Below are 26,860 nucleotides of genomic sequence, written 5' to 3'. Positions count from 1 at the left end.
TGTCGACAGGCTCAACGACCGGTCACGCCGGTCCCTGAGCCTGTCGAAGGGCCCCCGGAACGGCGTACTTGAACCCCACGTGCGAATCGACGAACCCGAGCCGCACGTAGAACCGGTGCGCGTCGGTCCTGGCCGCGTCCGAAGTGAGCTGGACGAGCGATGCCCCGAGATCGACGGCGGCACGCTCGGTCACCCAGCGCAGCAATGCACTCCCGATTCCGGAGGACCGTCGTGTGTTCGAGACGCGCACCGCTTCGACGAGCAGACGCCTGCTCCCGCGTCGCGCCATCCCGGGGATGAGCGTCAGCTGCAGAGTTCCGACGACGGCATCGGCCCCGTCGACGACCACAACGAGTTCATTGCCCGGATCGCCGATAATCTCATCCAACGCCTCCGCGTACGACGCTTCGTCCGAGTCGCTCGCGACATCGCCGCGCCCCGCACTGATCGGATCGTCGGAGAGCAGCCGCATGATCGCATGCAGGTCATCCGGTTGCGCGCGACGCACGAGCACGGTTCCGTTCTCGACGTCGATGGACACGGGCAGATGCAGATCGGTGAGCACGTCCCATCCTCTCAAGTCGCGGAGGAGTTCCGGCGGTCGCCCGTTCCCGTTCGACGGCGGACGCTGTCGGGTGACGCATCGGAGGGCGATAATCGAGCCATGCGAATCGGTGAGCTTTCGAGGAAGAGCGGTGTCAGCGTTCGCTCGCTTCGCTACTACGAGCAGCAGGGCCTCCTCGAACCGCAGCGAACGGCAGGTGGGCAACGGCATTACTCCGCCGAACACCTCGGAACGGTCAGCCGCATCCAGGAGCTCTTCGATGCGGGCTTCTGCAGTTCCGTGATCCGCGACCTGCTCCCGGCGCTCGGGAGAGCCGAGACCGATGCCGACAAGCTCGACGCGGCATTCACCGCCGCGTCGGCTCGACTCCACAGCGAGAAGGACTCGATCGAGGCGGAGCTCTCCGCCCTGCTTCGCTTGCGAAGCCGATTGGGGCTTGCACCTGACACGCATGTCAGGATGCAGAGTGGGAATCATGACTCCTCCGAATCCTCCGCGCCAGCTCCGTTTGATCATCGAGACAGACGACTTCGATGAGGCCGTACGGTTCTACCGAGACGTTCTGGGCATGCCCGAACAACCGGCCTTCGCCACGGACGGCGACGACCGGGTCTCGATCCTCCACGCCGGTATCGCCACGATCGAGTTGGCGACGCCGACCCATGTTCGCGCCATAGACGCGATCGAGAACGCGCCGACGCCCGACGGCCCGACCCTCCGGATCGCGCTCGAAGTCGACGACACCCCCGGCGCGATCGCGGCCTCGGAGGCGTCAGGCGCCCGCACGGTAGCAGCACCCACGGAGACACCGTTCCGGACCATCAACGCCAGAGTCCACGGCCCCGCCGGCTGGCAGATCACGTTCTTCCAGGAGTTGGAGACGCTGGACCAACGGCAGCGTCGTGAGGGTTTTCTGACGGACGACGCACGCGCACGCTAGACCGATCGATTCCAGGCGACGATCAGGACGTCCGTGGATTGTTCGATCGACGAGGGCGGCCGGCTCCTCAAGCTGCGCGGTGAGAGAATCCGTCATCAGCCACATCATTGGAGCGCCATGGCAGCGCGCCACCGCTCGTCGGGACTGATGAGATGGTCGTGGTCATCGAGCCCGGCGTCCAACTGGACCCACTTCACGGTCCCGGTGAAGCGGCTCGACGCGCTCGTGTGGTCCTCGCTGACCGCTGTACCCGAGTCGTAGCCGATATCGCACGTCTCATCACCCGAATAGAGCATCGGAACGGTGACGCCGACCCGTCCCTCCCCCACCTTCGATCCGTCCAGGTACAGTTCCGCGAGCCCGCCCTTGCCGAGCCCTCCACCGTCGTAGGTGAACTCCATCCGAATCTGATGCGTTCCGGCAGGAACGACCCTGTCGGCTTCCGCATAAAAGTGTTGCAAGCCTGCGAAGTTGTGGCAGTACTTCGGCTTGCCATCGTGAAGATAGAGCGACCATCCCGCGAATTCGCCGCCCTGCGCGATGATCACTCCCTCGCAGCCGCCCTCGGGAACGATAATCTCGGCCGTGACCGCATGCGACTTGTTCTTCAGGTTCAACACCGAGTTCTCGCTCAGACGATGCATACCTCCGTACAGCATCTGCGTCCGCCCCTGGACGAGCACCGGCCGGCCTGCGAGATCGGAGTTGAAGCGTTCCAGCCGGCGGTCGTCCAAGGGCAGCACGTTGTATTTCACCGCTTCGATCAACCAGAGCCGTTGCAGCTCGGCGAGGCGTTGTGGATTCTCCGCGGCGACGTCGTGCGACTGCGTCCAGTCCGTTCGCGTGTCGTAGAGCTCCCAGACGTCGTCGTCGAGAGCTGGTTGAGCAGCGTTGAACGCCCATGGGTTGCTGTGCCTGGTGACCGCCGTCCATCCCTTGTGATAGATGCCCCGATTGCAGAACATCTCGAAGTACTGGGTCTCACGTGCTTCCTCCGCTGAGACGTCGTCGAAGGAGTACGCCATGCTGACGCCGTGAAGCGGCATCTGTTGGATCCCGTTGACGAAGTCTGGCTCGGGAATCTTCGCGACATCGAGAACGGTCGCCGCGACATCGATGATGTGGTGGAACTGCTGACGCACCTCCCCTTTCGCCGAGAAGCCTTCCGGCCAACGGACGATGGTCCCGTTGCGCGTCCCCCCGAAGTGCGACGCGACCTGTTTCGTCCACTGGAACGGCGCGTCCATGGCGTGCGCCCAACCGACCGCGTAGTGGTTGTACGCCGCCGGTGTGCCGAACTCGTCGATGCGCGCAGCCATGAACTCCGTGGTTTCGAGAGCAGCCGCGCCGTTCAAGGAGATCATCTCGTTGAACGTCCCGTTGGGCGTCCCCTCCGCGCTCGCTCCGTTGTCCCCGATGATGACGAAGATGAGCGTCTCATCGAGGATCCCCTGGTCCTCGAGCGACTCGATGATCCGTCCGACGTGGTGGTCCGTATGCTCCATGAAGCCCGCGTAGACCTCCATCTGGCGAGCGAGCACCGGCTTCAGATCCTCCGGGACGTCTGCCCACGCGCTGATCTCCTCGTGCCTGGGGCTCAACACTGCATCGACCGGAACGACACCGAGCTCCTTCTGCCGAGCGAGCGATTCCTCGCGCACGGCATCCCAGCCCTGGTCGAACTTTCCCGCATACCGCTCGATGAATTCCTCCGGAGCGTGATGCGGCGCGTGGGTGGCTCCCGGTGCGAAGTACATGAAGAACGGCTTGTCCGGCATGAGCGACTTCTGCTGGCTGATCCACGTGATCGCCCGGTCTGCGAGGTCCTCGGTGAGGTGGTACCCCTGCTCCGGGGTCGTCGGTGGTTCGATCGGCGCAGTGCCCTCATAGAGCGCCGGGTAGTACTGGTTCGTCTCCGGCGCGACGAAACCGTAGAAGTACTCGAACCCGCTGCCGGTCGGCCATCGATCGAACGGTCCCATCGGACTGGTCTCCCAGACCGGAACCTCGTGGCACTTGCCGATCTGCGCGGTCGCGTACCCGTTGTATCGAAGCGTCTCGGCCAGCGGCGCCGCGCTCCCCGGCCGGACCGAGTTGTAGCCGGGCGCGGAGGTGGCGATGTCCGTGATGCCGCCCATTCCGACGGCGTGATGGTTCCTTCCGGTCAGCAGCGCCTGCCGCGTCGGCGAGCACAGAGCAGTGGTGTGGAACCGGTTGAACTTCAGGCCGTCACCGGCCAGTCGATCGAACGTCGGTGTCTGACACGGCCCGCCGAACGCGCTCGCCGCCCCGAAACCGGCATCGTCGATCAGGACGATGAGCACGTTGGGCGCCCCTTCCGGCGGACGCATCGGGACAATCGGAGGGAACGAGGTGTCTGGGTCCTTCGCATCGTATGTCGTCAATCCGACGTGCTCTCGATCGGGGATGGGGAGCACGGATCGTTGGACTTCGTGCGGTGTTGAACGAGACATCAGACCTCCTGTTGGCTGCACCCATGAGGGTGATCGGTGAGGTCACGGTAGATCCCTCGTCTCGCCGCGCTCTCATCCTCTTGGGATGAGGTGCGGACAGACCGACCTGAATGCTGCTGCTCGCTACAGGAGTCCGAGCTCCCGTGCCCTCATGATCGCCGCGCTGCGATTGGGCGCATCGAGCTTCTGATAGATGTGCACCATGTGCGTTTTGATCGTGTTGACGGATACGAAGCACTTCTCCGCGAGTTCATGGTTGGAGTAGCGGCCCGGCAGATAGGCCAGCACCTCGGCCTCACGTTTGGTCAAGGGCGTCTGCAGTTCGGCGCCGGGCAGCGGGACCGTGGCACGTTCCGCGCGGCGAAGCACCCGGCTGCGGAAGGCCTCGTCGGAGTCGGCCGAGCCTGCGACCAACGCCAACACGTCGGGGCCGGCCAGCACGAACACCTCGACCATGCCCTCGCCGCCCGCAATGGTGAGCGCCTCGGCGAGGTGCTTCGCCGAGGCGGCGGCGTCGCCCTCGAACCGGTGGCGTCTGGCCAACAGGATCTCGTGGTGCACGAGGCGAAGCGGTTCCTCGCCCACCTCCGCAGCGCCGAGTTCCGTGATGCTGTGACCGAGCTGATCGAGCCGATGGTGATCGAGCGCGTACATCCCGAGCTCGAACAGTTCGTACGGACTGCGGTTCGGAACGGACGTGACGGGTGGCCGGGCGACGTCGTCCGTTCCGGACCGACGACGAGCGCGGATACGCAGCGCCCGCAACCGATCAGCGGCCACGCGTGGCTGGGGCCCGGCCGGAGACTCCTGCGACGCTGCGTCCGAGTTCGACTCCGCGAGGAGCGCTTCGACGGTGTGGCACACCCAGAGCAGCTGCGTCCTGCTCGTGGCTTCCGCACGGAGACGCGCCTCGTGCAGGGACATCGCCGCGTTCTGCGGTTCACCCGATTCGATCGCGATGACGGCGAGCGCGAGGAATGCGTCGGAGCAGCCCCAGTTCGTGATCGACCCGACTTCGCGGGCGGTTTTCAGTGCCTCCCGAGCCAGCCGTCGGCCGCGCGCCAATCGGCCGCTCCAGGCTTCGACGAGCGAGAGGGCTCCGAGTGCATTGATCCGCCACAGGGAATAGGCCGCTCCTTCCGTCAGCAGAGACCGTTCGAGCCATCGTCGCGCCTCCGCGATGTCCCCGTCGAGGAAGCAGGCACGGCCTCCGGAGACCGTGGCGATCGTCTCCAACGACTGTCGGCTGGTCAGGTGCAAGATGTCTGGACCATGCACACCATCGTCTTCGGCGAGCAGTTGGAGGGCGCGAGACGCTGCGCCGAGCGATTGGGCTGCGTGCGGGAGCGTCTGCACCAGTGCCGCCAAGAACGTCTCCGCGCACGTGTGCTGACCAGGCGTCGCCGTCGGATCGGTGGCCACTCCGACGAGGATGTCCTCGGCTCGCGCTCCCTGTCCGCTGAGCCCGATGAGCACGGCGTAGCACAGCGACGCATTGACGTCGTCCCGCCGTATCGGCTCCGGGACGGTCTCGAGCCAGCGTACGACGGTTCCCAGATTGCCCTGCTCGAACATCGGACCGCTCCGACTCAGGATCGTGTCGATGAGCAGCGCCCACTGTCTCGAGCGGACGAAGTACTCGACCGCGGCATCGACTTCCCCCCGATCGAGATGCCACCGCGCGGCTTCGACGGCGATGCGTGTCTCGTCCTCGGGATGTTCGGCGCGCAACTGATACCGCAGCAGATCTCGGAAGAGATGGTGGAATCTGAACCATTCGCGGCGATCGTCGAGGACGGTCACGAAAAGCGCGTTGCGCTCCAACTCCTCGAACAGCGGCCCGTCGCCGCTCTCGTGCATCGTTGCTGCGACCAACTCGGGGTGCATGTCGTCCAACGCGGACAACCGGAGGAGTGCCCGCCTCTTCTGGGGTGAGAGGGATGCGAGCACCTGCTGACTCAAGTAGTCGCTCACGAGTCGATCCGAACCGCTGAAGTCGCGGACGAACGCATCGGCATCGGCGCGCATGCTCAGCGTCAGTCCGGCGAGCTGCAGCCCTGTCGGCCATCCCTCGGTCTTCTCGACCAGGACGCGCACGTTGTCGGGAGACACAGAGCGGCCGGACGTCAGTTCAAGCAGTGCAGCGGAGTGGGTCTCGTCCATCGCCAGATCGAGCTGTCGCAGTTCGACGAGCTCACCGGCCAATCGGTAAGCGCTCAGATCGGTCGGGAGTTCGGAGCGGGTCGCCACGACCGTGTGCACGCTGATCGGGAACGCACGGATCAGGAGATCGAGATCCGTCACGAGCGCGCCGTTCGACAGGTGATGGAAGTCGTCCAGCACGATCACCACCTCGCCCAGCTGCGCGACACGAGCCACGAGCTCGTCGATGAACTGCGTTCCGAGTCCGCCTGCCCCGAGCATGACGAGGGCGCTCAGCATGGCGACCTCCGTATCGGTCAGACGCAGCGCTTGGAGCAGCCGGCGCGCACAGTGAACGGGATCGTTATCCGCTCGCCCCAGCTCGAGCCACACCGCCGGCACCGCAGTGCCGCCATCGCGCCATTGCTGGAGGAGCACCGACTTCCCGGAACCAGCGGGCGCAACGAGGAGCGTCAGCCGCTTGTCCAGAGCGCCATTCAGCCGTTCGCGAAGCTCCGGGCGGTCGACGGTTCGCTGCGGCACGAATCCTGCCGTCACCATGCGTATCAACCTCCGTCAGTTTCGCCAGTGTCGCACCGCGCGACCACCCTGTGAAGCGCCAGGGCGACCGTATCGCCGGAATCACCCGGTTCGGATGAGAGCCGTCCCACACGCCCAACGCATGCTCGACCCGTACCGAGCGCTTTCCAGCTCTCGCCAGGGCACGAAAGGATCCGCCGTGCATTCCAGTGGCTATGAGGTCGTGGTCAAGGGCACGTTGAGCGGTTCCCTCGTCCTCGCGATCGAGAGCGGCCAGAGCTTCACGGTGAGCCACACGGCGAACGGCACGACGCACCTCGTCGGCTGGATCCAGGACCAAGCACGTCTCTACGGACTGCTCCACGCCGTCGAACGGCTGGCCATCGAGCTCATCTCCGTCAATCCCGTCCCGAACCCACCGAACAGAAAGAAGGCCACCATGGCCACCGGCCCTGTCGAATACATCGTCGTCGCGTTCCCTGGCAACGAATTCTCCGGAGACATCGTCCCGGCGTTGACCGATCTCGTCGCATCCGGCACGGTGCGCATCCTCGACCTGGTCTTCGTCGGCAAGGACGCGGGCGGGCATCTCGTCTCCTTCGAAATCGAGGACGTCCCGAGCTTCGCCGACCTGGATGCGGACGTCGGCGGGCTCATCAGCACGGTCGATATCGAGCACGCCGCAGCGGCGTTGCCGGCGAACACCTCGGCTGCGCTGCTCATCTGGGAAGACGTCTGGGCGGCGCCGTTCGCCGAGGCCGTGCGCAACGCGGGAGGGCTCCTCGTCGAAGGCGCCCGAATCCCTGCCGACGACGTCGAGGACGCACTCGCCGCCCTTCCAGCCGCAGTATGACCCTGTGGGCGCCCACCCCTCCCGCACCCGTATGACCTGACCCATTCCGCACGTTCACGAACCGCACAGGAGCCCCATCATGTTGAGAAGACGCCCCCTGGCCCGGATGGCCGTCCGTACGACGGTCATCGCCGGCACCGCTGCAGCAGTCGGTGCGCATGCAGCCGCAAGGAGCACCGCACCTGCCCCTCCCGTCCAACCGGTCGAGGCGGAGGGCGGTGCAACCCGAATCGCTCCCCCGCCTCAAGCGGCGCCGCCGCTTCCCACGGACGTCCCGGACACGATCGAGCAACTCACCAGGCTCGGTGCTCTCAGAGAGTCCGGAGTGCTGACCCAGGCGGAGTTCGAGGCGCAGAAGGCCAAACTGCTCGCGGACCGCTGAGCGGTTCGAACTCAGAGGCGTGAGATCCCGTCGCCGACCACCACGATCCCGATCACGAAGAGGATCACGACGGTCACCACCGCGTTGTTCTTCTCGATCCAACCGCGCATCGCTCGCAACCACGACGCTGCGCGGATCGGTCGCGCCAGCGAGTACACGATGGGCAGCGCCACGGATGAGGCAGCGACGATCGTGTAGGCGGCCACCAGCACCGCTGTCTCTCCGATCGTGAGCCGAGTGTCGCGCACCGACAGACCCGCTGCCGCGCTCAGGAGGAGGGCCTTCGGCCTCACGGACATGACGAGCGCGAGCCCCACCGCCCGAAGGGGGCCGATGGACCCCATTGCGCTGAACCACCTCGGCATGACTGCGCTCGGACCTCCGTTTCGCCTCGTCCGTCTCGCACTCCGACCTGCGATGACCGAAAGAGCGAGCAGCCCGGCGCCGACGGCGATCAAGGCGGTACCGAGCGCCGGCTGCGACGTCGCGACGGTGCGCACCGGGACGATCGTTGCGAGGACGAGGAACACCCACAACACGATCGCCATACCGAGCACCCAGGCGACGAGGAACGGCACTGCGGAGCGTCGTCCGGTGGGTGAGAGCAGGATCAGAACCGTCGCCATGATCGGCACAGAGCTGATCGCCATCGCCGCCGCGATCGGCAGGACCCTCCCCAGTGCGTCGAGCATCCGCTACTCCGGCACCGAGGAGACCGTCGCGGGTCCGCTGGGGACGGGAACAGTGCGTCGATCGACTGTCAGGACCCACGTCCCGTCTGCCGCTGACCGCTCCACGCGCACGGCATGCATCGGCGATCGCAGGGGATCCGTCTGCAGCAGCGAGTCCATGGGCCCTCCCTCGATCGACGCCATCGCCAGGCGTGTCGAGGAGAAGCTACCCATTCGTCGCTGCCCGGGCGTCACCCGGAAAGGATGACGGTGATCGCCGCCGCGCGCTCGACTGCGGCGCGGTACACCCGGTCATGTCATTCGACGGAATGGAGCAGGATCCGAGAAGCGCGGTCCGCCCGGCAGCAATATGGTGGTCAGAGGTCGGGACCGGCCGACACCGACGATGACAAGGAGCAGGACATGGCTGAGAAATCCGGGCTTTCCGCGGAGGAGCGCGAGGCGGTCAAGCAGCGCGCGGCCGAGCTGCGAGCACAGGAGAAGGCTGGGAAGAATCGGGCTGCCGGACAGGAGGCGCTCCGCGAGGCGATCGCCGCACTCCCGGACGACGATCGAGCGCTCGCGGAAGGGATCGACCGCATCGTCACCGAGGTGGCGCCGCAGCTGTTCCCGAAGACCTGGTACGGGTTCCCGTCCTACGCCGACGAGAACGGCAAGGTCGTCGTGTTCTTCAAGCCAGCCTCGAAGTTCACCTCGCGGTACGCGACCCTCGGCTTCGAGGAGGCGGCCAAGCTCGACGACGGAGACCTCTGGGTCACGTCGTTCGCCGTGCTGGCACTGACTCCCGAGACGGAGCGAACGATCGCGGACCACGTCCGCAAGGCGGCGGGCTGACCGTATTCGGTCCCAGCAGCAGGACCCCGGAATCGTCACGATCCCGGGGTCCTGCGATGTGCGCTCGCTTGCCACACCGATGCGACGCGTCACGTCGACCCAGTACACCACGGAGAGACCACCTGAGCCAGATTGATACCATTCAGGGAGATCGGGAAACGGGTGAGGTCGAGGGTGCAACAGAGCAGGGCAGCGAGCGGACGCGCGACCGTCGCCGGGTACATCTTCGGCTCCCGCCTGCTTCGAGGCGTCTTCATCAGCATGGTGCTGTCCGGCATCGGCATCTCGATCACGTCACCGCAGATGACGTTGTTCCTCGTGAACGAGGTCCATCTCTCCGTCGCGGCGGCAGGACTCTTCTACCTGACCAATCTGGCCGCACCGATCGCCGGCTACATCGTCGGCACGCTGTCCGATCGCACCGGTTCCCGGCTGCGTCTCTTCAGAATCACCGCCGTCGCTGGATCGGTCGGCTGGGTGCTCATGGCGTTCGCGACCCAGACGTGGATGCCCTTCGCCGTCAACATCGTGCTCCTGAGCATCGCCGGCGCGGGTGCGGCCCAGCTCCAAGCTGCGGTCCGTGACGAGCTCGACCGCGAACCCACACCGCTCGACAACCGCGTCGTGGCCGTCATGCGCATGGCGATGGCGATCGGTTGGGTCGTCGGGCCCGTGATCGGGGCGGTGCTGGGAGCTGCGCTCGGGTTGCGGCTGCTGCTCATCGGGACGGGTCTGGCCCTCCTCCTCTCGATCGTTCCGCTCATCGGGATCACGGTCATCACCCCGGTCCGTGACGTGACGGCGACCCGTGCTGCACGATCGCGCCGCGGACGATCCCGGTCCGCTCCGAACCGGTCGGACTCGATGGTGCCGCTCGTGCTGTTCACCGGCATCTACGTCCTCGTCATGTGCGGTGAGACGGTGAAGCTCGCCTATCTCCCGCTGTATCTGGACGGGGTGCTCCACGTGGATGCGGCGGTCCGCGGAGGCATCATCGGCCTGCAACCGCTCATCGAGATCATGCTGATGCCGGTCGCTGCAGCGATCGCCGACCGCCTGGGCGTCGCGACCGTGCTGTTCGCGGGCGCCGTGATGGCGGTCGGTGCGCACGTCTGTTACGCGTCGGCCGACCTCTTCGAACCGCATCTCGTGCCGGTCGTGCTCGGGCAGGTGCTGATGGCTGGGGTCATCGCGACGTTCAGCGTGCTCGGGATCACCGTCGCGCAGCGGCTCCTGCCGACACGCGTCGGCACGGCTTCGAGCGTCTTCCTCAGTTCGTATGCGCTCAACGGGGCGATCGGCGGATTCCTCGGGAGCGTCGGAACCGCGTGGCTGGGCCTGCCGCACCTCTTCTGGATCTCGGCGTCCGTCTCGGCAGTCGGGGCACTGTCGCTCATCCTCCTGAATGCCTTCGTGCCGCTCAGCACAACCGTCCGTGGTGATGCAGTGGCAACTGGGATACCCCAGCCCGCCCGTGATCGATGACCGGCAACGAGAGAACCCCCGAGATCTGCATGATCTCGGGGGTTCCTGGGCAGTGGGCCCTACCGGGCTCGAACCGATGACATCCACGGTGTAAACGTGGCGCTCTACCAACTGAGCTAAAGGCCCTCACTCGTCGCTGACGACTGCTCGACTCTACCGGATGCCGATCCGCACCGCGAACGGGAGCGGTCGGGATCCGGCTTCGATTTGCCCCGCGTGGAGGGACTCGCGGACGCCCCACTCGTCGTACGATCGAGGGGATGGACACGACGATCGCCACCCCATACGAAGACCTCCTCCGCGACACCCTGGAGAACGGCGCCTCCAAAGCGGACCGCACCGGCACGGGCACCCGCAGCGTCTTCGGACGCCAGCTGCGCTTCGACCTGTCCGAGGGGTTCCCGCTCATCACCACGAAGCGGGTCCATTGGAAGTCGATCGCCTACGAACTGCTCTGGTTCCTCCGCGGCGACGGCAACGCGACCTGGCTGCAGGAGCACGGCGTCAGCATCTGGGACGAATGGGCCGATCCTGAGACCGGCGACCTCGGCCCCGTCTACGGCGTGCAGTGGCGTTCCTGGCCGACGCCCGACGGCGGCCACGTCGACCAGATCTCGCAGATCCTCCAGCAGCTGCGGACCGACCCGGACTCTCGCCGCATCATCGTGTCGGCCTGGAACGTCGCCGACATCCCCAACATGGCCCTCGCGCCGTGCCACGCGCTCTTCCAGTTCTACGTCGCCGACGGAAAGCTCTCCTGCCAGCTCTACCAGCGGAGCGCGGACCTCTTCCTCGGCGTCCCGTTCAACATCGCGAGCTACGCCCTCCTCACACACCTCGTCGCGGCCGAGGTCGGGCTCGAGGTCGGCGACTTCGTGTGGACGGGCGGCGATTGCCACATCTACGAGAACCACATCGAGCAGGTCACCGAGCAGCTCACGCGTGCGCCGTACCCGGCTCCGCAGTTGCGCATCAACGTCAAGCGCGACAGCATCTTCGATGTCGAGTACGACGACTTCGAGATCGTCGGGTACCAGCACCACCCGGCCATCAAAGCCGCCGTCGCCGTATGAGCGGCGGAATCGCACAGCCCGTCGCTCCCGACGCCATCACCGATGCGCCGAATCGCACGATCGCGATGATCTGGGCGCAAGCGCGCGGCGGCGTCATCGGCCAAGGCGGAACGATGCCGTGGCGCGTGCCGGAGGACTCCGCTCATTTCAAGGACACGACCATGGGCGGCGCCGTGATCATGGGTCGGAAGACATGGGATTCGCTGCCAGCACGCTTCCGTCCGCTCGACGGCCGTCGCAACATCGTGATAACGCGGCAACGCGACTGGTCCGCGCAGGGCACCGAAGTCGTCCACTCCCTCGATGACGCGCTCGCGCTCGTGACGGACGGCATGTGCTGGATCGGCGGCGGCGGCGAGCTCTACCGCCAGGCGCTCCCTCTCGCCACGGAGTTGCAGGTCACCGAGTTCGACGTCGACGTCGCGGGCGACACCACTGCTCCCCCGGTGGACGCCTCCTGGAACCTCGCAGCCTCGACACCGGCAGCCGGCTGGCTGGACTCCACGTCCGGCATCCCCTACCGCTTCCTCCACTACACTCGCTAGCCCCCACGTCGCCTCGCAGAGCGTGCGACCATCGGAGCATGTCCGACGGGAACGGCGCAGCTGATGATGTCGGCGGTGATGATGACAAAGCGGCGAGCTGGCTACCGCTCCGTCGCGCACCCGTCGTTCCACTGTTCTCGCGGATAGGCGTGTTGCTGTTTCTCAGCCAGACGAGCTTGCTCATTCTGATCGCGCTGCGCGTGTTCGACTGGATGCCGTTTTGGATGCGGATCGTGATCATCCTGGGTGTTCCCACTATCGCCCTCGGCGCCATCCCGGTCATCGGACGGCTCCGCCATCCGCAGGTCGTCGTCAATCTCGCAGATGGCCGATTACGGGCGGGGCATCGGACCGTAGCGTTCGAGGATCTGTCGACGGCGCACATCCTCGTGGCTTCGACCCCGAAGAAGCGAACGATCAGCCTCGTCCTGGAGGACGGTGCCGGGCTGCGGGCAGCGGTGAACCTCCGGGATCAGGACGAACAGCCCCTGAGCGATTCGGAATCACGCGCACTGCTGGAGATCGTCGAGCGGTCGGACATCCGGATGCCGGTCGCGAGGGAGGATCCGCAGGGGAGGTTCGGCCGGTTCAACTTCCCGACGAACCTCACGAAGGCCGATGCAATCGCCCTCGTGACGAATCCGCCGCGGTTCGCGGAACCGCTGCCGATCCCGCCCGCCGTGTGACGTCGAGCGCGGGTCGTGTCGGCACTGCGCTCGCGGCGCTGCACCGCGCGTGCGCGAGCGCATCGCGCTGCTAGGCGGGCTGCTTCATGTCCTCGAGCGCGGCACGGTAGGCCGCGATCGAGCGTGCTTCGCCGGGGGCCGTGATGAAGCTCTCACGGATGATGCCCTGCTTGTCGATGAGGAAGGTCGCGCGGTTCGCGAAACCCTTCTCCGGCAGGAAGACGCCGTACTCCTTGGCGACCTGGCCGTGGGGCCAGAAGTCGGCGAGGAGCGAGAAGTTGTACTGCTCCTGCGTCGCCCACGCCCGGAGCGTGTGCTTCGAGTCGACCGAGATGCCGAGGAGGGTCACGTCGTCGTGCGTGAAGAGGCCGAGGTTGTCGCGCAGCTCGCACAGCTCGCCCGTGCACGTTCCGGAGAACGCGAGGGGGAAGAAGACGAGTGCGACGTTGGTCTTGCCGCGGAACTCACTGAGTCTGATCAGCTCCCCGAACTGGTTCGCCAGTTCGAAATCGGGGGCCTGTGTGTCGTTCTCGAGTGCCATTGCTGTCCTTTCAGGCGGATGCGCCTGCATCCGGAACGGCCAACGGGTGAATGGTCCGATCCGATCAGACATCCTAACCCCGCCAGGAACGCGCACCAACCTTTGGACGCGCGGTTCGCCTGCAGCGTGCGGAACGGTGCGCAGGGCGCAACCAGACCGCGAGCACATCGAGATGGTCACGAATCATCGAGGTACTCGGATAGGCTGAAAGATGGCACGCGCCCGTACCCGGGGCGCACAGCGTTCACCACACAACCAGGCACGATCTGCCACGAGAGAAAGGTCGACGGTGACTGTTCACGACCAGGATCCATACTCGTCCAACCACGTAGACGCCGATCCTGAGGAGACGTCGGAGTGGCAGGAATCCCTCGACGCCCTCGTTGACGAACGTGGTCGTGGCCGTGGCCGCGACGTCATGTTGAGCCTCTTGAAGCGCTCGAAGGAGCTGCACCTCGGTGTTCCGATGGTTCCGACCACGGACTACATCAACACCATCGCCGCGGAGAACGAACCCGACTTCCCCGGCGACGAAGACCTCGAGCGCCGGTACCGCGCCTGGATCAGGTGGAACGCCGCGATCACGGTGCACCGCGCACAGCGCCCCGGCATCGGTGTCGGCGGCCACATCTCCACCTACGCCTCCTCTGCAGCGCTGTACGAGGTCGGCTTCAACCACTTCTTCCGCGGGCAGGACCACGCGGGCGGCGGCGACCAGGTCTACATCCAGGGTCACGCCTCCCCCGGCACCTACGCACGCGCATTCCTCGAAGGCCGCCTGTCGACGGACCAGCTCGACGGCTTCCGTCAGGAGAAGTCGCACGGCCCCAACGGCCTGTCCTCCTACCCGCACCCGCGCCTCATGCCGGAGTTCTGGCAGTTCCCGACCGTGTCGATGGGCCTCGGCCCGATCAACGCGATCTATCAGGCGCACCTCGCGAAGTACCTCACCAACCGCGGCATCAAGGATGCGAGCGACCAGCAGGTCTGGGCGTTCCTCGGCGACGGCGAGATGGACGAGGTCGAGAGCCGCGGTCAGCTGCAGGTCGCCGCCAACGAAGGCCTCGACAACCTGAACTTCGTGATCAACTGCAACCTGCAGCGGCTCGACGGACCGGTCCGCGGCAACGGCAAGATCATCCAGGAGCTCGAGAGCTTCTTCCGTGGCGCCGGCTGGAACGTCATCAAGGTCATCTGGGGCCGCGAGTGGGATGAACTCCTCAACCGCGACACCGACGGCGCGCTCCTCAACCTCATGAACGTCACGCCCGACGGCGACTTCCAGACGTACAAGACGGAAGACGGCGCGTACGTCCGCGAGAACTTCTTCGGCCGCGACGAGCGCGCCCGGAAGCTCGTCGAGGACTACAGCGACGAGCAGGTCTGGAACCTCAAGCGAGGCGGCCACGACTACCGCAAGGTCTACGCAGCGTTCAAGGCTGCAGCCGAGCACAAGGGTCAGCCGACCGTCATCCTGGCCCACACCATCAAGGGCTACGGCCTGGGGCCGAACTTCGAGGGCCGCAACGCGACCCACCAGATGAAGAAGATGACGCTCGACAACCTCAAGACGTTCCGCGACACGATGCGCATCCCGATCACGGACTCGCAGCTCGAAGAGAACCCGTACCTCCCGCCGTACTACCACCCCGGCGAGAACGACGAGGCGATCCAGTACATGCACGAGCGTCGCCGTGCGCTCGGCGGGTACCTCCCCGAGCGTCGCAGCAAGTACGAGCAGGTCAACCTGCCGGACGACTCCGCGTACGCACAGGCCAAGAAGGGCTCCGGAACGCAGGAGATCGCCACGACCATGGCGTTCGTCCGGCTGCTCAAGGACCTCCTCCGCGCCAAGGACTTCGGTCACCGCATCGTGCCCGTCATCCCGGACGAGGCTCGTACCTTCGGCATGGACGCGTTCTTCCCGAGCGCGAAGATCTACAACCCGAACGGTCAGCACTACACCTCGGTGGACCGCGAACTGCTCCTCGCCTACAAGGAGAGCCCGCAGGGTCAGATCGTCCACGTCGGCATCAACGAGGCCGGCGCGATGGCTGCGTTCTCCGCCCTCGGAACGTCGTACTCGGTGCAGGGCGAACCGCTCATCCCGGTCTACGTCTTCTACTCGATGTTCGGCTTCCAGCGGACCGCTGACGCCATCTGGGCCGCAGGCGACCAGATGACACGTGGCTTCATGATCGGCGCCACCGCCGGCCGCACCACCCTCACGGGTGAGGGCCTGCAGCACGCCGACGGCCACTCGCTGCTCCTCGCCTCGACCAACCCGGCAGTCGTCTCGTACGATCCCGCCTACGGCTACGAGATCGCGCGCATCGTGCGTGCCGGCCTCGAGCGCATGTACGGCGGCAACCACGAGGACCCGAACGTCATGTACTACCTCACGGTGTACAACGAGCCGATGGTCATGCCGGTCGAACCGGAGAACGTGGACGTCGACGGCATCGTGCGCGGCATCCACCGCATCAGCGAGGGCGGAGAGCACGGACCCAAGGCCCAGCTCATGGCTTCCGGCGTCGCGGTCCCGTGGGCGCTCGAAGCGCAGCAGCTCCTCGCGAACGACTGGGGCGTCTCGGCCGATGTCTGGAGCGTCACGAGCTGGACCGAGCTGCGTCGCGACGGTCTCGCGGCCGACGAGCACAACTTCCTGTACCCGCAGGAGGAGCGTCGTGTGCCGTACCTCACGACGAAGCTCGAAGGCGCCCGTGGGCCCTTCGTCGCCGTAACCGACCACATGCACGCCGTGCCCGACCAGATCCGTCAGTTCGTCCCGGGCGACTTCGCGACGCTCGGCGCCGACGACTTCGGTTTCTCGGACACCCGTGCGGCAGCTCGTCGCTACTTCAAGATCGACGGCCCGTCTCTCGTCGTCCGCGCCCTGCAGCAGCTCGCTGCCCGCGGCGAGGTCGACTCGAGCCTGCCGCACCAGGCGATCGAGAAGTACCGTCTCCACGACGTGAACGCCGGCACCACCGGCAACGCGGGTGGCGAGAGCTGATCCACACACGCACACCGTGACGAAGACGAAAGCAGAGACGCTCGACTGGCTGCGCCGGATCTCCGGCGAGCTGGCGACGGCGACCCTCAAGCGCCTGGAGGACACGCTCCCCTGGTATGCGGAGATGCCGCCCGGCCGCCGTTCGGCGGTCGGTCTCGTGGCGCAGGCCGGCATCAGTTCGTTCATCTCCTGGTACGACGACCCGCGGTCGACGCCGTGGATCGCGGCAGACGTGTTCGGGGCGGCTCCTCGTGAGCTGCTCCGTTCCGTCAGCCTCCAGCAGACGCTGCAGCTGATCAAGGTGACCGTCGAGGTCGTCGAGGAGCGGGTCGCGTCCGGCAGCGTCGATCTCCGTGAGGCGATCCTGCTGTACTCGCGTGACATCGCGTTCGCCTCCGCCGACGTGTACGCACGCGCCGCGGAGGCCCGTGGCCTGTGGGACGCCCGTCTCGAGGCGCTCGTCGTCGATTCCATCCTGAGCGGTGAAGCCGACGACGAGCTCCCGAGCCGGATCGCTGCGCTCGGCTGGCACGGTCATGGCGAAGCGTGCGTGCTCGTCGGGACGACGCCGAAGATCCTCGACGTCGACATGCTGCGTCGCACCGCACGGCACCTCGACGCCGACGTGCTCATCGGCGTACAGGGCAACCGGCTCGTGCTCGTCCTCGGTCGTGCAGAACTCCCCGGCGCCGAGCCGGAGGAGCAGGCAGCAGAGCAACTGAGCTTCATGGCGATCGCCACCCGGCTCGAACACGGCTTCGGCGCCGGTCACCTCGTGCTCGGCCACACGGTCCCCTCGCTCATCGAAGCGTCGCGGAGCGCTCGAGCGGCACTCGCGGGCTTCGCCGTCGCGAGGTCGTGGCGTCACGCGCCCCGCCCCGTCGCGGCGGACGATCTCCTCCCCGAGCGCGCCCTCGCCGGCGACCCGCTCGCGAAGGCCACCCTCATCGAACGCGTGTACCGCCCGCTCAAGGCCTATTCCGCGGAGCTCGTCACCACGCTCTGGTGCTACCTCGACAACGGCCGCTCGCTCGAAGCGACGGCTCGGGAACTCTTCGTGCACCCCAACACCGTCCGCTACCGATTGAAGCGCGTCTCGGACGTCATCGGCTGGGATGCGACGGGCGCACGCGAATCGCTCATCCTCCAGGCCGCGCTCATCCTCGGTTCGATCGCCGAGCCGGAGCCGACACGGAGACGCATCACCTCCTGAGCGCTCCGCTCGGGGCTTCCGACTCACGTCGTTTCGGCCGCCCGGAACCGCGGAACACCCTCCAATTGTGCGACATGCACAAACGAATCCGGGATACTTCGTGGAATCTCTCCACCTCTCCCGCCCGAGTGATTGGCAGACTAAGACGGTGATCGTCATCGCTTGCCCTGGTCAGGGCTCTCAGACCCCAGGTTTCCTCGATCCGTGGCTCACGGACGCTTCGGCGCGTGAAGCCATCGAGCGGTTCTCCGACGAGGCCGGCCTCGACCTCGCCAAGCACGGCACCGTCTCCGATGCGGAGACCATCCGCAACACGGCCGTCGCCCAGCCGCTCATCGTCGCCGCCGGCATCATCGCGCTGAACGCCCTCCGGGCCGAGGCCGCCCCCGACGCGTTCGGCGGCATCGCCGGCCATTCCGTCGGCGAGATCACAGCTGCCTACGGTGCGGGAATCCTCACCGACGCCGATGCCATGAGCTTCGTGAGCGAGCGCGCCGTCGCCATGGCGGAGGCTGCGGCAGCGACCCCGACGGGGATGTGCGCCGTCCTCGGCGGCGACCAGGACGAGGTCGTCGCCCACGTGCAGACGCTCGGCCTCGAGCCGGCCAACTACAACGGTGGCGGCCAGATCGTCGTCGCCGGCGCCCTCGACGCCCTCGCGCGCCTCGCGGACGAGCCCCTCAAGGGCACTCGCGTCATCCCACTGCAGGTGGCCGGCGCCTTCCACACGCGCTACATGGAACCAGCACGCGACTGGCTGGCGAAGGCCGGCCGCACGGTCGCCCCCACGGACCCCTCGCTCCGCATCTGGACGAACCACGACGGCGGTGTCGTCGAGTCCGGCGCCGACTTCTTCGAGCTCATGATCGGCCAGGTCGCCTCGCCGGTACGCTGGGATCTGTGCATGGAGTCGTTCGCGGCTTCCGGCATCACGGGCCTGATCGAGCTCGCACCGGCCGGTGCACTCGTCGGTCTCGCGCGTCGTGGGCTGAAGGGGGTGCCGACGGTGGCCATCAAGACCCCCGACGACCTCCCCGCCGCGCTCGACCTCATCGCACAGCACAGCTAGTCAGACGGAGACCTGCAGATGTCAACACCCACCCTCAAGCAGTCCCGCGGGCCTGAATTCACTCGAATCCTCGCGTTCGGTGCTGCTCGCGGCGACTTGAGCGTCCCCAACGACGACCTCGTCGGCCCGATCAACTCCTCCGATGAGTGGATCCAGCAGCGCACGGGCATCGTCACGCGCACCCGCGCTTCCGCCGGCGTCTCGGCGACCGACCTCGCAACCGCGGCCGCCAAGGAAGCGATCGAGACCTCCGGCATCGCCCCGGAGCAGATCGACCTCGTCCTGATCGCGACGATCAGCAACGTGCAGCAGACGCCTTCGATGGCTGCCGTCGTCGCGGACCGCGTCGGCGCCAACCCCGCGGCGGCGTACGACCTCAACGCGGCCTGCGCCGGCTATGCGTACGCGGTGGCCCAGGCTGACGCGCTGATTCGCGCCGGCGTTGCCCACTACGCGCTCGTCATCGGCGCGGAGAAGCTGTCCGACATCGTCGAACCGACCGACCGCTCGATCTCGTTCCTGCTCGGCGACGGCGCAGGCGCCGCGATCATCGGCCCGAGCGAGACGCCCGCGATCTCCCCCACCGTGTGGGGCTCGGACGGCTCGAAGGCCGACGCCGTCGGCATGAACGGCACGCTCGTGGAATTCCGCGACGGCACCGCCCCGTGGCCGACGCTGCGCCAAGAGGGCCAGACGGTCTTCCGCTGGGCGGTCTGGGAGATGGCGAAGGTCGCCAAGGAGGCTCTCGAAGTCGCCGGCGTCACGGCGGACGACCTGTCCGCTTTCATTCCCCACCAGGCCAACATGCGCATCGTCGATGAATTCGCCAAGCAGCTGAAACTGCCGGAGAGCGTCATCATCGCCCGCGACATCGAGACCACCGGTAACACCTCTGCCGCTTCCATCCCCCTGGCGACCCACCGTCTCCTGCAGGGCCACCCCGAACTGAGCGGGGGCCTCGCGCTCCAGATCGGTTTCGGCGCCGGCCTCGTCTTCGGCGCGCAGGTCGTCGTCCTTCCCTAAGGTCCCCGGGCCGAAGGCCCGACCCGACTACACTCGACTACGGTCAAACACACTCAAGGAGAAAAACCATGGCATTGTCCACCGAAGAAGTCCTCGCCGGCCTGGCCGAGCTCATCAATGACGAGACCGGCATCGCGACCGACACCGTCGAGCTGGACAAGTCCTTCACCGACGACCTCGACATCGACTCGATCTCCATGATGACGATCGTCGTCAACGCCGAGGAGAAGTTCGACGTGAAGATCCCGGACGAGGAAGTCAAGAACCTGAAGACCGTCGGCGACGCCGTCGACTTCATCGTCAAGGCTCAGAACTAGTCAGCCCTCCGTCCGTCGGGTCGGTCCGGTGTCCAACCGTCGACCGACCCGATGGACGTGCTGTGCTCCTTCACCCACAGAGAGTGTGATTCAATGACCGCGAAACGTATCGTCATCACCGGAATCGGCATCACGTCGCCGCTCGGCGGCACGACGCAGGACACCTGGAAGAACCTGCTCGGCGGCGTGTCTGGTGCCAGTTCCCTCGAGCAGGAGTGGGCCAAGACCTACGAACTGCCCGTCCACTTCGCAGCCCAGGCAGCGGTTCCCGCCGCCGACGTGCTGCAGCGCATCGAGACCAAGCGCCTCGACCCGTCGAGCCAGTTCGCCCTCATCGCCGCGCGTGAGGCCTGGCAGGACGCCGGAGCCCCCGAGGTCGACCCCGAGCGGCTGCTCGTCGACTGGGCCACGGGCATCGGCGGCGTCTGGACGCTCCTGGACGCCTGGGACACGCTCCGTGAGCGCGGTCCGCGCCGCGTCCTCCCCATGACCGTTCCCATGCTCATGCCGAACGGCCCCGCAGCGGCCATCGGCATGGACCTCGGCGCCCGGGGCGGCGAGCGGACCGTCGTGTCCGCGTGCGCATCGAGCACCGAGTCCCTCGCGAACGCCTACGACCACATCCAGGCCGGCCTCGCCGACATCGTCGTGGCCGGTGGCTCGGAAGCCGCCATCCACCCGCTCCCGCTCGCGTCCTTCGCGGCGATGCAGGCGCTCTCGAAGCGCAACGACGACCCGTCGATCGCCTCACGGCCCTACGACGTCGACCGTGACGGCTTCGTCCTCGGTGAGGGCGCGGCAGCGCTCATCGTCGAGACGGAGGAGCACGCCAAGGCTCGTGGCGCCCGCATCTACGCCGAGCTCCTCGGCGGCGCGGTGACGAGTGACGCGTACCACATCACCGCCCCGGACCCCGAGGGTTCCGCAGCGGCGCGGGCGATGCGCGCAGCCGTCGAGAACGTCGGGTACTCGCTCGAGGATGTCGTGCACGTGAACGCGCACGCGACGAGCACGCCCGTCGGCGACATCGCCGAGTACAACGCGCTCCGTCGCGTCTTCGGCGACCACCTCGACTCCATCTCGGTGACGGCCACGAAGGCGTCCACCGGCCACCTCCTGGGCGGCGCGGGTGCGATCGAAGCGGCGTTCACGGCTCTGTCACTGTACGAGCGCGTCGCTCCCCCGACGATCAACCTCGAGCACCAGGATCCCGAGATCCCGCTCGACGTCGTCACGGAGCCCCGCGACCTCGGCACGGGTGACTTGCTGGCCATCAGCAACTCGTTCGGCTTCGGCGGCCACAACGCCGTCGTCGCACTCCGCAGCGTCTAGGACCGCCAGGGCCGGTTCGAACCGGTCGTGCACGCACGCACACGAAGACCCCGGCACGGGAAGCCGTTCCCGCCGGGGTCTTCGTGCATTCAGGTGTCGGTGCTTCGTCATCACGCCAGCCGGGGATGCCGCCGACCGGCGCGGTCCACGCCGCCCCTCAACCTGTACCGGTGTTCAGTTGTGGATCGGTGACGCGCGCGTCGGCTCTCGGCCGAGGCGCCGTCGGAGTCAACCGACGTTGTGGAGCCAGACGACGGACGTGTCGTCGCTGGCGTGGCGGAACGCTTCGAGTTCGTCGTCCCAGGCCTGCCCGAGCGCCACGCGCAGTTCGCGCTGCAGCTCGTCCATGTTGCCGGCGGCGACCTCCATCGCGTAGCGGATGCGGTCTTCGGGGATGACGATGTTCCCGACGCTGTCCGTCTGGGCGTAGAAGATGCCCAGATCGGGCGTGTGCATCCATCTGGCGCCGTCGTTGCCGTTCGACGGGTCCTCGCTCACTTCGTAGCGCAAGTGCTCCCAGCCGCGCAGAGCCGACGCGATGGCTGCGCCGGTGCCGTGCGGGCCCTCCCAGAAGAACTCCGCGCGCTGTGCGCCGCGAAGCACCGGCTGGTTCTCCCACGTGAAGTTCACGGCGCGCCCGATGGCGCGTCCTGCTGCCCACTCCAAGTGCGGGCACAACGCTCGTGGTGAGGAGTGCACGTAGAGCACGCCCCTCGTCAATGTTGTCGACATGGCTTCCTCCGCTTGCTCTGGGTACGTCTTCCCCAACGACCCCGCAGCGATGTTGCCAACGACAGTATGAAATTCTTCGGCTCCCGCCGTTAGGAGCATTATGCCCCAGCATTCCGGGAAATCACAAGCATGTGATCACACGGGTGTGATTCGCCGCGCCTCGGTCGCCCCTCCCGGAAACGAAACAGCGGCCCGGGCGTCAGACGCCCGGGCCGCTGGAGTGGATCGAGAGCGATCCGCGTTCGTTACTGCTTGGTGAGCGGTTCGAGCGTCGGGTCGTTCGCGTATGCCTCAGCTGCGTTCTCCTTGGTCACGATGACCGGTGCGAGGAGGTACGCGGGGACGATCTTCTTGCCGTTGTCGTACGACTTGTCGTCGTTGACGTCGACCTTCTCGCCCTTCTGGAGCTGCTGCGTCATCTTGATGGCCTGGTCGACGAGGGCACGGGTGTCCTTGTTGATCGTCGAGTACTGCTCGCCGGCCATGATCGACTTGACGGACTCGACTTCGGAGTCCTGACCGGTGACGATCGGGATGCTCTTTCCAGCGGCCTTCACCGAGGTGATGATGGCGCGGGCCAGGGTGTCGTTCGGCGACAGGACGCCGTCGAGCTCCTTCGAGCCGTACGTGCTGGTCAGCAGCGAGTCCATGCGGCTCTGTGCGTTCTCAGCCTTCCAGCCGGCGGTTGCCGTCTGCTTGATGTCCGTCTGGCCGGAGCCGACGACGACGTCGCCCTTGTCGATGGCCGGCTGCAGGACGCTCATGGCGCCGTCGAAGAAGACCTTCGAGTTGGCGTCGTCCGAGGAACCCGAGAAGAGCTCGATCGTGTACGGGCCGGTGGCCTTCTTCGCCTTCATGCCGTCGAGCAGGGCCTGACCCTGGAGCTCGCCGACCTTGAAGTTGTCGTATGCGACGTAGTAGTCGACGTTCTCCGTGTTGAGGATGAGTCGGTCGTATGCGATGACGACGGCACCGGCGTCGTGAGCCGCCTTGGCCTGCGTGGCGAGCTGTCCACCATCGGCGGCACCGATGACGATGACCTTGGCGCCCTTGGTGATCATGGACGAGATCTGGTCCTGCTGGTCCTTGACCGTCGTGCTCGCACCGGCGTACTGGACGTCCCCCTTGAAACCGGCCTTCTTGAGGCCGTCTTCGAAGAGGCCGCCGGCCAGAACCCAGTTCTCCGACGTCTTCGACGGGAGTGCGACACCGATGAGCGAATCGGCCGCGAAGCCGGACGCCTCACCGGACGAGCTGGAACCGCTGCCCGCGTCGCGCGAGGAGCAGCCCGAGAGGGCGAGCGCTGCGACGGCGGCGAGTGCCGTGGTCGCGAGAAGGATTTTCTTCATCGTTGAGTACTTTCTCTCTGTGTTGTGGTGCAGTGTGTCGTGAGCGGAATGCTCGGTGGAAGGTCAGTTGGGGGTGACGGCCGGCGGACGAGCCGAGTCCGGAGTGCCACCTTCGGGGATGATGTCGTCGGCGGACGAGATGAGCACGGGCTCCTTCGCCGCTTCCGCGGCGGTCCCGGCATCGGTGCCACGGCGTTTCGTCATGAAGCCGATGAGCGACGGGCGGCCCTGCGTCTTGTTCCAGACGTCGAGGCCGACGGCGATGAGGAGCACGAGGCCCTTGATGATCTGCACCCGGTCGGCGCCGACGCCGAGCAGCTGCAGGCCGTTGTTGAGGACGGCCATCACGAGACCACCGATGATCGAGCCGGCGACGGTTCCGATGCCACCGGAGACGGCTGCTCCACCGATGAAGACTGCGGCGATCGCGTCGAGCTCCCAGCCGAGGCCGTCCTGCGGGCCGGAGGCCTGCGAACGGGCCACGAAGATCATGCCGGCCAGCGAGGCCAGGATCGACATGTTCATCATGACGAGGAAGTTGATGCGACGTGAGCTCACACCGGAGAGTTCAGCTGCGTGCTTGTTGCCGCCGACGGCGTAGATGTGACGGCCAAAGATCGTGTTCTTCGTGAGGAACGCGTAGGCGAGCACCAGGACGCCGAGGATCAGACCGGAGATCGGGAAGCTCGTTCCGACGCGGCCGCCTGCGAACAGGAAGGTCACGAAGATGATGAGGGCGACGAGGACGACGATCTTGACGATGCTGACCCACAGCGGCGCCTGCTCGGAGCCCATGGTGCGCTGCGTACGACGAGCGCGCCACTCGTTCCAGACGACGGCCGCGGCGATGAGGAGGCCGAGGAGCAGCGTGAGGTTGTTGTACCCGGTGTCCGGGCCGACCTCCGGCAGGTATCCGGCGCCGATGGACGTGAAGCCGTCGGGGACTGGCACGGTGTCGGCGTTGCCGAAGAACTGGTTGCCACCGCGGAAGATCAGCATGCCCGCGAGGGTCACGATGAAGGCGGGGACCCCGACGAACGCGACCCACATGCCCTGCCACGCGCCGATGAGGGCGCCGATGACGAGGCCGTAGAGGATGGCTACGGGCCAGGGGAAGTGCCAGTCCTGCATCGCGAGGGCGACGAGGATGCCGGTGAAGGCGGCGACCGAACCGACCGAGAGGTCGATGTGGCCGGCGATGATCACCATCACCATGCCGATCGCGAGGATCAGGATGTAGGAGTACTGGCTGACGAGGTTGATCAGGTTCCCGGGCGAGAGCGTCAGGCCATCGGTCAGGATCTCGAACAGGACGACGATCGCGATCAGGCTGAACAGGATGCCGAACTGGCGGGCGTTTGATGTGCCCGATCCGAACATCTTGCCCAGGTCCTTGATCGAACCCCGCTTCTTCACGGGCGTTGCACTGGTGTCACTCACGGTTACGCAACCTTCTTCTTCTTGGAGGTCATGTTCCTCATCAACGTTTCTGGATCGGCCTCGGCCACTGGGATGTCGTTCGTGATCGTGCCCTCGAAGATCGTGTAGATCCGGTCGGAGACGCCGAGCAGTTCGGGGAGCTCGGAGGAGATCATGATCACGCCCTTCCCCTGGGCCGCGAGTTCACGGATGATCGCGTAGATCTCGGCCTTGGCGCCCACGTCGATGCCACGGGTGGGCTCGTCGAGGATCAAGAGGTCGGGGTCGGTGAACATCCACTTCGCGAGGACGACTTTCTGCTGGTTGCCGCCGGAGAGCTTGTTGACGCCCTCATCGACGGTCGGGGTCTTGATGCGGAGGCTCTTGCGGTACTCCTCGGCGACCCGGTACTCCTCGGACTCGTTCACGACGTCCGCGCGGGAGATCTTGGTGAGCTTGGCCGACACGACGGAGCGCTTGATGTCGTCGAGCAGGTTGAGCCCGAGCGCCTTGCGATCCTCGGAGACGTACGCAAGGCCGTGCTTGATCGCGTCGCTCACGTTGCGGACGCTGATCTCCTTGCCGTCCTTGATGATCTGGCCGGAGAGGAAGTTGCCGTAGGAGCGGCCGAAGACGCTCATCGCGAGCTCGGTGCGGCCTGCGCCCATGAGTCCGGCGAATCCGACGACCTCGCCGCGGCGGACCGTGAAGCTCGAGTTCTTGACGACCATGCGCTCCGCGACCTGCGGGTGCTGGACATTCCAGTTCTTGACCTCGAAGAACACCTCGCCGATGTTGGGCGTGCGGTCCGGGAACCGGTTCTCGAGCGTGCGTCCCACCATCCCGCGGATGATGCGGTCCTCGTTGACGCCGTCCGCCTTGACGTTGAGCGTCTCGATCGTGTGGCCGTCGCGGATGATGGTGATCGCGTCGGCGACCTGTTCGATCTCGTTGAGCTTGTGGGAGATCATGATCGACGAGATCCCCTTGCCCTTGAGGCCGCGGATCAGATCGAGCAGGTGCTGCGAGTCGGATTCGTTCAGCGCAGCGGTCGGCTCGTCGAGGATGAGGAGCTTGACCGACTTGTTGAGCGCCTTCGCGATCTCGACGAGCTGCTGCTTGCCGACGCCGATGTTCTTGATCTGCGTGTCGGGGTCGTCGGTCAGTCCGACGCGGGCGAGGAGCTCGATGGCCCGACGCTTGGCCTCGACCCAGTTGATCGCTCCGAACCGCGTCGGCTCGTTGCCGAGGAAGATGTTCTCGGTGATCGAGAGCTCCGGGATGAGCGCGAGCTCCTGGTGGATGATCACGATGCCGGCCTGCTCGCTGGACTTGATGTCCTTGAAGCGCATGACCTCGCCCTGGTAGACGATGTCGCCGGAGTACGTCCCGTAGGGGTAGACACCCGACAGGACCTTCATGAGCGTCGACTTGCCTGCGCCGTTCTCGCCGCAGATCGCGTGGATCTCGTTCGCACGGACCTCGATGGACACATCCGCAAGCGCTTTGACGCCGGGGAATTCCTTCGTGATCGCGCGCATCTCGAGAATGACCGGACCCGTGGGCCCGTTCGACTCGGGACTGTTGGTGCTCAGCTCCACGGACTCGACCTCCTCGTCTAGTGGCACGCCCGATTGG

24 protein-coding genes and 1 tRNA gene are annotated in these 26,860 nt (G+C 66.3%); 15 read left to right on the top strand and 10 right to left on the bottom strand.

Going from position 1 to position 26,860, the window contains the following annotated elements; translation table 11 throughout:
- Positions 1–22 precede the first annotated feature (22 nt).
- On the bottom strand, positions 23–565 hold the full coding sequence (locus ACQ3HB_RS06535; protein ID WP_430918829.1) for a GNAT family N-acetyltransferase: 543 nt from the start codon (positions 563–565) through the stop codon (positions 23–25).
- Here ACQ3HB_RS06535 and ACQ3HB_RS06530 point away from each other — a divergent pair.
- Together ACQ3HB_RS06530 and ACQ3HB_RS06525 are read left to right on the top strand one after the other, a co-directional pair.
- A complete protein-coding gene (locus tag ACQ3HB_RS06530) occupies positions 479–1,102 on the top strand; it encodes a MerR family transcriptional regulator (RefSeq protein ID WP_430918827.1) in 624 nt (207 codons plus the stop codon). The two genes, ACQ3HB_RS06535 and ACQ3HB_RS06530, sit on opposite strands and share 87 nt — an antisense overlap.
- A complete protein-coding gene (locus ACQ3HB_RS06525) occupies positions 1,041–1,505 on the top strand; it encodes a VOC family protein (protein WP_430918825.1) in 465 nt (154 codons plus the stop codon). The genes ACQ3HB_RS06530 and ACQ3HB_RS06525 overlap by 62 nt, the downstream gene beginning before the upstream one ends.
- A 104-nt stretch (positions 1,506–1,609) precedes the next feature.
- Here the strand turns inward: ACQ3HB_RS06525 and ACQ3HB_RS06520 are convergent, their stop codons facing one another.
- Together ACQ3HB_RS06520 and ACQ3HB_RS06515 are read right to left on the bottom strand one after the other, a co-directional pair.
- A complete protein-coding gene (locus ACQ3HB_RS06520) occupies positions 1,610–3,979 on the bottom strand; it encodes an arylsulfatase (RefSeq protein ID WP_430918824.1) in 2,370 nt (789 codons plus the stop codon).
- A 123-nt stretch (positions 3,980–4,102) separates the two neighbouring features.
- Complete coding sequence (locus ACQ3HB_RS06515) at positions 4,103–6,682, bottom strand: winged helix-turn-helix domain-containing protein (RefSeq protein WP_430918822.1); 2,580 nt, start codon at positions 6,680–6,682, stop codon at positions 4,103–4,105.
- 178 nt (positions 6,683–6,860) lie between these two features.
- Here ACQ3HB_RS06515 and ACQ3HB_RS06510 point away from each other — a divergent pair, with 178 nt between their 5' ends.
- Positions 6,861–7,514: a DUF6325 family protein gene (locus ACQ3HB_RS06510; RefSeq protein WP_430918821.1), complete on the top strand. Its 654-nt coding sequence runs from the start codon at positions 6,861–6,863 to the stop codon at positions 7,512–7,514.
- 79 nt (positions 7,515–7,593) lie between these two features.
- Complete coding sequence (locus ACQ3HB_RS06505; protein WP_430918819.1) at positions 7,594–7,896, top strand: SHOCT domain-containing protein; 303 nt, start codon at positions 7,594–7,596, stop codon at positions 7,894–7,896.
- 11 nt (positions 7,897–7,907) lie between these two features.
- On the opposite strand, the gene ACQ3HB_RS06500 is transcribed toward ACQ3HB_RS06505, so the two are convergent.
- Complete coding sequence (locus ACQ3HB_RS06500) at positions 7,908–8,588, bottom strand: GAP family protein (RefSeq protein ID WP_430918818.1); 681 nt, start codon at positions 8,586–8,588, stop codon at positions 7,908–7,910.
- A gap of 402 nt (positions 8,589–8,990) precedes the next feature.
- Between ACQ3HB_RS06500 and ACQ3HB_RS06495 the strand changes: the two genes are divergently transcribed.
- Both ACQ3HB_RS06495 and ACQ3HB_RS06490 read left to right on the top strand, forming a co-directional pair.
- On the top strand, positions 8,991–9,422 hold the full coding sequence (locus ACQ3HB_RS06495) for a hypothetical protein (protein WP_430918816.1): 432 nt from the start codon (positions 8,991–8,993) through the stop codon (positions 9,420–9,422).
- A 174-nt stretch (positions 9,423–9,596) separates the two neighbouring features.
- Positions 9,597–10,907 carry an MFS transporter gene (locus ACQ3HB_RS06490; RefSeq protein WP_430918814.1) on the top strand — a complete coding sequence of 437 codons (1,311 nt, stop codon included), beginning with the start codon at positions 9,597–9,599 and terminating at the stop codon, positions 10,905–10,907.
- Between the two features lie 53 nt (positions 10,908–10,960).
- On the opposite strand, the gene ACQ3HB_RS06485 is transcribed toward ACQ3HB_RS06490, so the two are convergent.
- A tRNA-Val gene (locus ACQ3HB_RS06485) sits at positions 10,961–11,033 on the bottom strand.
- A 134-nt stretch (positions 11,034–11,167) separates the two neighbouring features.
- On the opposite strand from ACQ3HB_RS06485, the gene ACQ3HB_RS06480 reads away from it, so the two are divergent.
- From ACQ3HB_RS06480 to ACQ3HB_RS06470, 3 genes are all read left to right on the top strand, one after another.
- Positions 11,168–11,980, top strand: coding sequence for a thymidylate synthase (locus ACQ3HB_RS06480; protein WP_430918812.1), 813 nt, complete (start codon positions 11,168–11,170; stop codon positions 11,978–11,980).
- Positions 11,977–12,525, top strand: a complete 549-nt coding sequence (locus ACQ3HB_RS06475) for a dihydrofolate reductase (protein WP_430918810.1) — start codon at positions 11,977–11,979, stop codon at positions 12,523–12,525. Before ACQ3HB_RS06480 ends, ACQ3HB_RS06475 begins: the two co-directional genes overlap by 4 nt.
- Positions 12,526–12,701: 176 nt before the next feature.
- Positions 12,702–13,211 (top strand): hypothetical protein, encoded by a 510-nt coding sequence (locus tag ACQ3HB_RS06470; protein ID WP_430918809.1) that lies wholly within the window; start codon positions 12,702–12,704, stop codon positions 13,209–13,211.
- Between the two features lie 70 nt (positions 13,212–13,281).
- Here ACQ3HB_RS06470 and ACQ3HB_RS06465 read toward each other — a convergent pair whose 3' ends face one another.
- The gene (locus tag ACQ3HB_RS06465; protein ID WP_430918807.1) at positions 13,282–13,752 is read right to left on the bottom strand and encodes a peroxiredoxin; all 471 of its coding nucleotides are present in this window, start codon (positions 13,750–13,752) and stop codon (positions 13,282–13,284) included.
- Positions 13,753–14,041: 289 nt separating this feature from the next.
- Here ACQ3HB_RS06465 and aceE point away from each other — a divergent pair, with 289 nt between their 5' ends.
- The 6 genes from aceE (at position 14,042) to ACQ3HB_RS06435 (ending at position 21,722) form a co-directional block, all read left to right on the top strand.
- Positions 14,042–16,768 carry a pyruvate dehydrogenase (acetyl-transferring), homodimeric type gene (gene aceE / locus ACQ3HB_RS06460; protein WP_430918805.1) on the top strand — a complete coding sequence of 909 codons (2,727 nt, stop codon included), beginning with the start codon at positions 14,042–14,044 and terminating at the stop codon, positions 16,766–16,768.
- Between the two features lie 16 nt (positions 16,769–16,784).
- Positions 16,785–17,981 carry a PucR family transcriptional regulator gene (locus ACQ3HB_RS06455; protein WP_430918804.1) on the top strand — a complete coding sequence of 399 codons (1,197 nt, stop codon included), beginning with the start codon at positions 16,785–16,787 and terminating at the stop codon, positions 17,979–17,981.
- A gap of 148 nt (positions 17,982–18,129) precedes the next feature.
- Positions 18,130–19,050 (top strand): ACP S-malonyltransferase, encoded by a 921-nt coding sequence (locus ACQ3HB_RS06450; protein WP_430918802.1) that lies wholly within the window; start codon positions 18,130–18,132, stop codon positions 19,048–19,050.
- An 18-nt stretch (positions 19,051–19,068) separates the two neighbouring features.
- A complete protein-coding gene (locus ACQ3HB_RS06445; protein WP_430918801.1) occupies positions 19,069–20,073 on the top strand; it encodes a beta-ketoacyl-ACP synthase III in 1,005 nt (334 codons plus the stop codon).
- Between the two features lie 68 nt (positions 20,074–20,141).
- The gene (locus tag ACQ3HB_RS06440; protein WP_430918799.1) at positions 20,142–20,390 is read left to right on the top strand and encodes an acyl carrier protein; all 249 of its coding nucleotides are present in this window, start codon (positions 20,142–20,144) and stop codon (positions 20,388–20,390) included.
- 93 nt (positions 20,391–20,483) lie between these two features.
- Positions 20,484–21,722: a beta-ketoacyl-[acyl-carrier-protein] synthase family protein gene (locus ACQ3HB_RS06435; protein ID WP_430918798.1), complete on the top strand. Its 1,239-nt coding sequence runs from the start codon at positions 20,484–20,486 to the stop codon at positions 21,720–21,722.
- 228 nt (positions 21,723–21,950) lie between these two features.
- Here the strand turns inward: ACQ3HB_RS06435 and ACQ3HB_RS06430 are convergent, their stop codons facing one another.
- The 4 genes from ACQ3HB_RS06430 to mmsA all read right to left on the bottom strand — a co-directional run bounded on the left by ACQ3HB_RS06430 (position 21,951) and on the right by mmsA (position 26,763).
- Positions 21,951–22,454: a DUF3145 domain-containing protein gene (locus tag ACQ3HB_RS06430; protein ID WP_430918797.1), complete on the bottom strand. Its 504-nt coding sequence runs from the start codon at positions 22,452–22,454 to the stop codon at positions 21,951–21,953.
- Positions 22,455–22,699: 245 nt separating this feature from the next.
- Positions 22,700–23,803 carry a substrate-binding domain-containing protein gene (locus tag ACQ3HB_RS06425; RefSeq protein WP_430918795.1) on the bottom strand — a complete coding sequence of 368 codons (1,104 nt, stop codon included), beginning with the start codon at positions 23,801–23,803 and terminating at the stop codon, positions 22,700–22,702.
- Positions 23,804–23,866: 63 nt separating this feature from the next.
- Positions 23,867–25,183 carry a multiple monosaccharide ABC transporter permease gene (mmsB, locus tag ACQ3HB_RS06420; RefSeq protein ID WP_430918930.1) on the bottom strand — a complete coding sequence of 439 codons (1,317 nt, stop codon included), beginning with the start codon at positions 25,181–25,183 and terminating at the stop codon, positions 23,867–23,869.
- Positions 25,184–25,245: 62 nt separating this feature from the next.
- Positions 25,246–26,763, bottom strand: a complete 1,518-nt coding sequence (mmsA, locus tag ACQ3HB_RS06415; RefSeq protein ID WP_430918928.1) for a multiple monosaccharide ABC transporter ATP-binding protein — start codon at positions 26,761–26,763, stop codon at positions 25,246–25,248.
- Positions 26,764–26,860: the final 97 nt, after the last annotated feature.

Source organism: Plantibacter lichenum (assembly GCF_050587525.1).
Taxonomy (GTDB): Bacteria; Actinomycetota; Actinomycetes; order Actinomycetales; family Microbacteriaceae; genus Plantibacter.
This window is presented reverse-complemented; position numbering and strand designations above follow the sequence as displayed.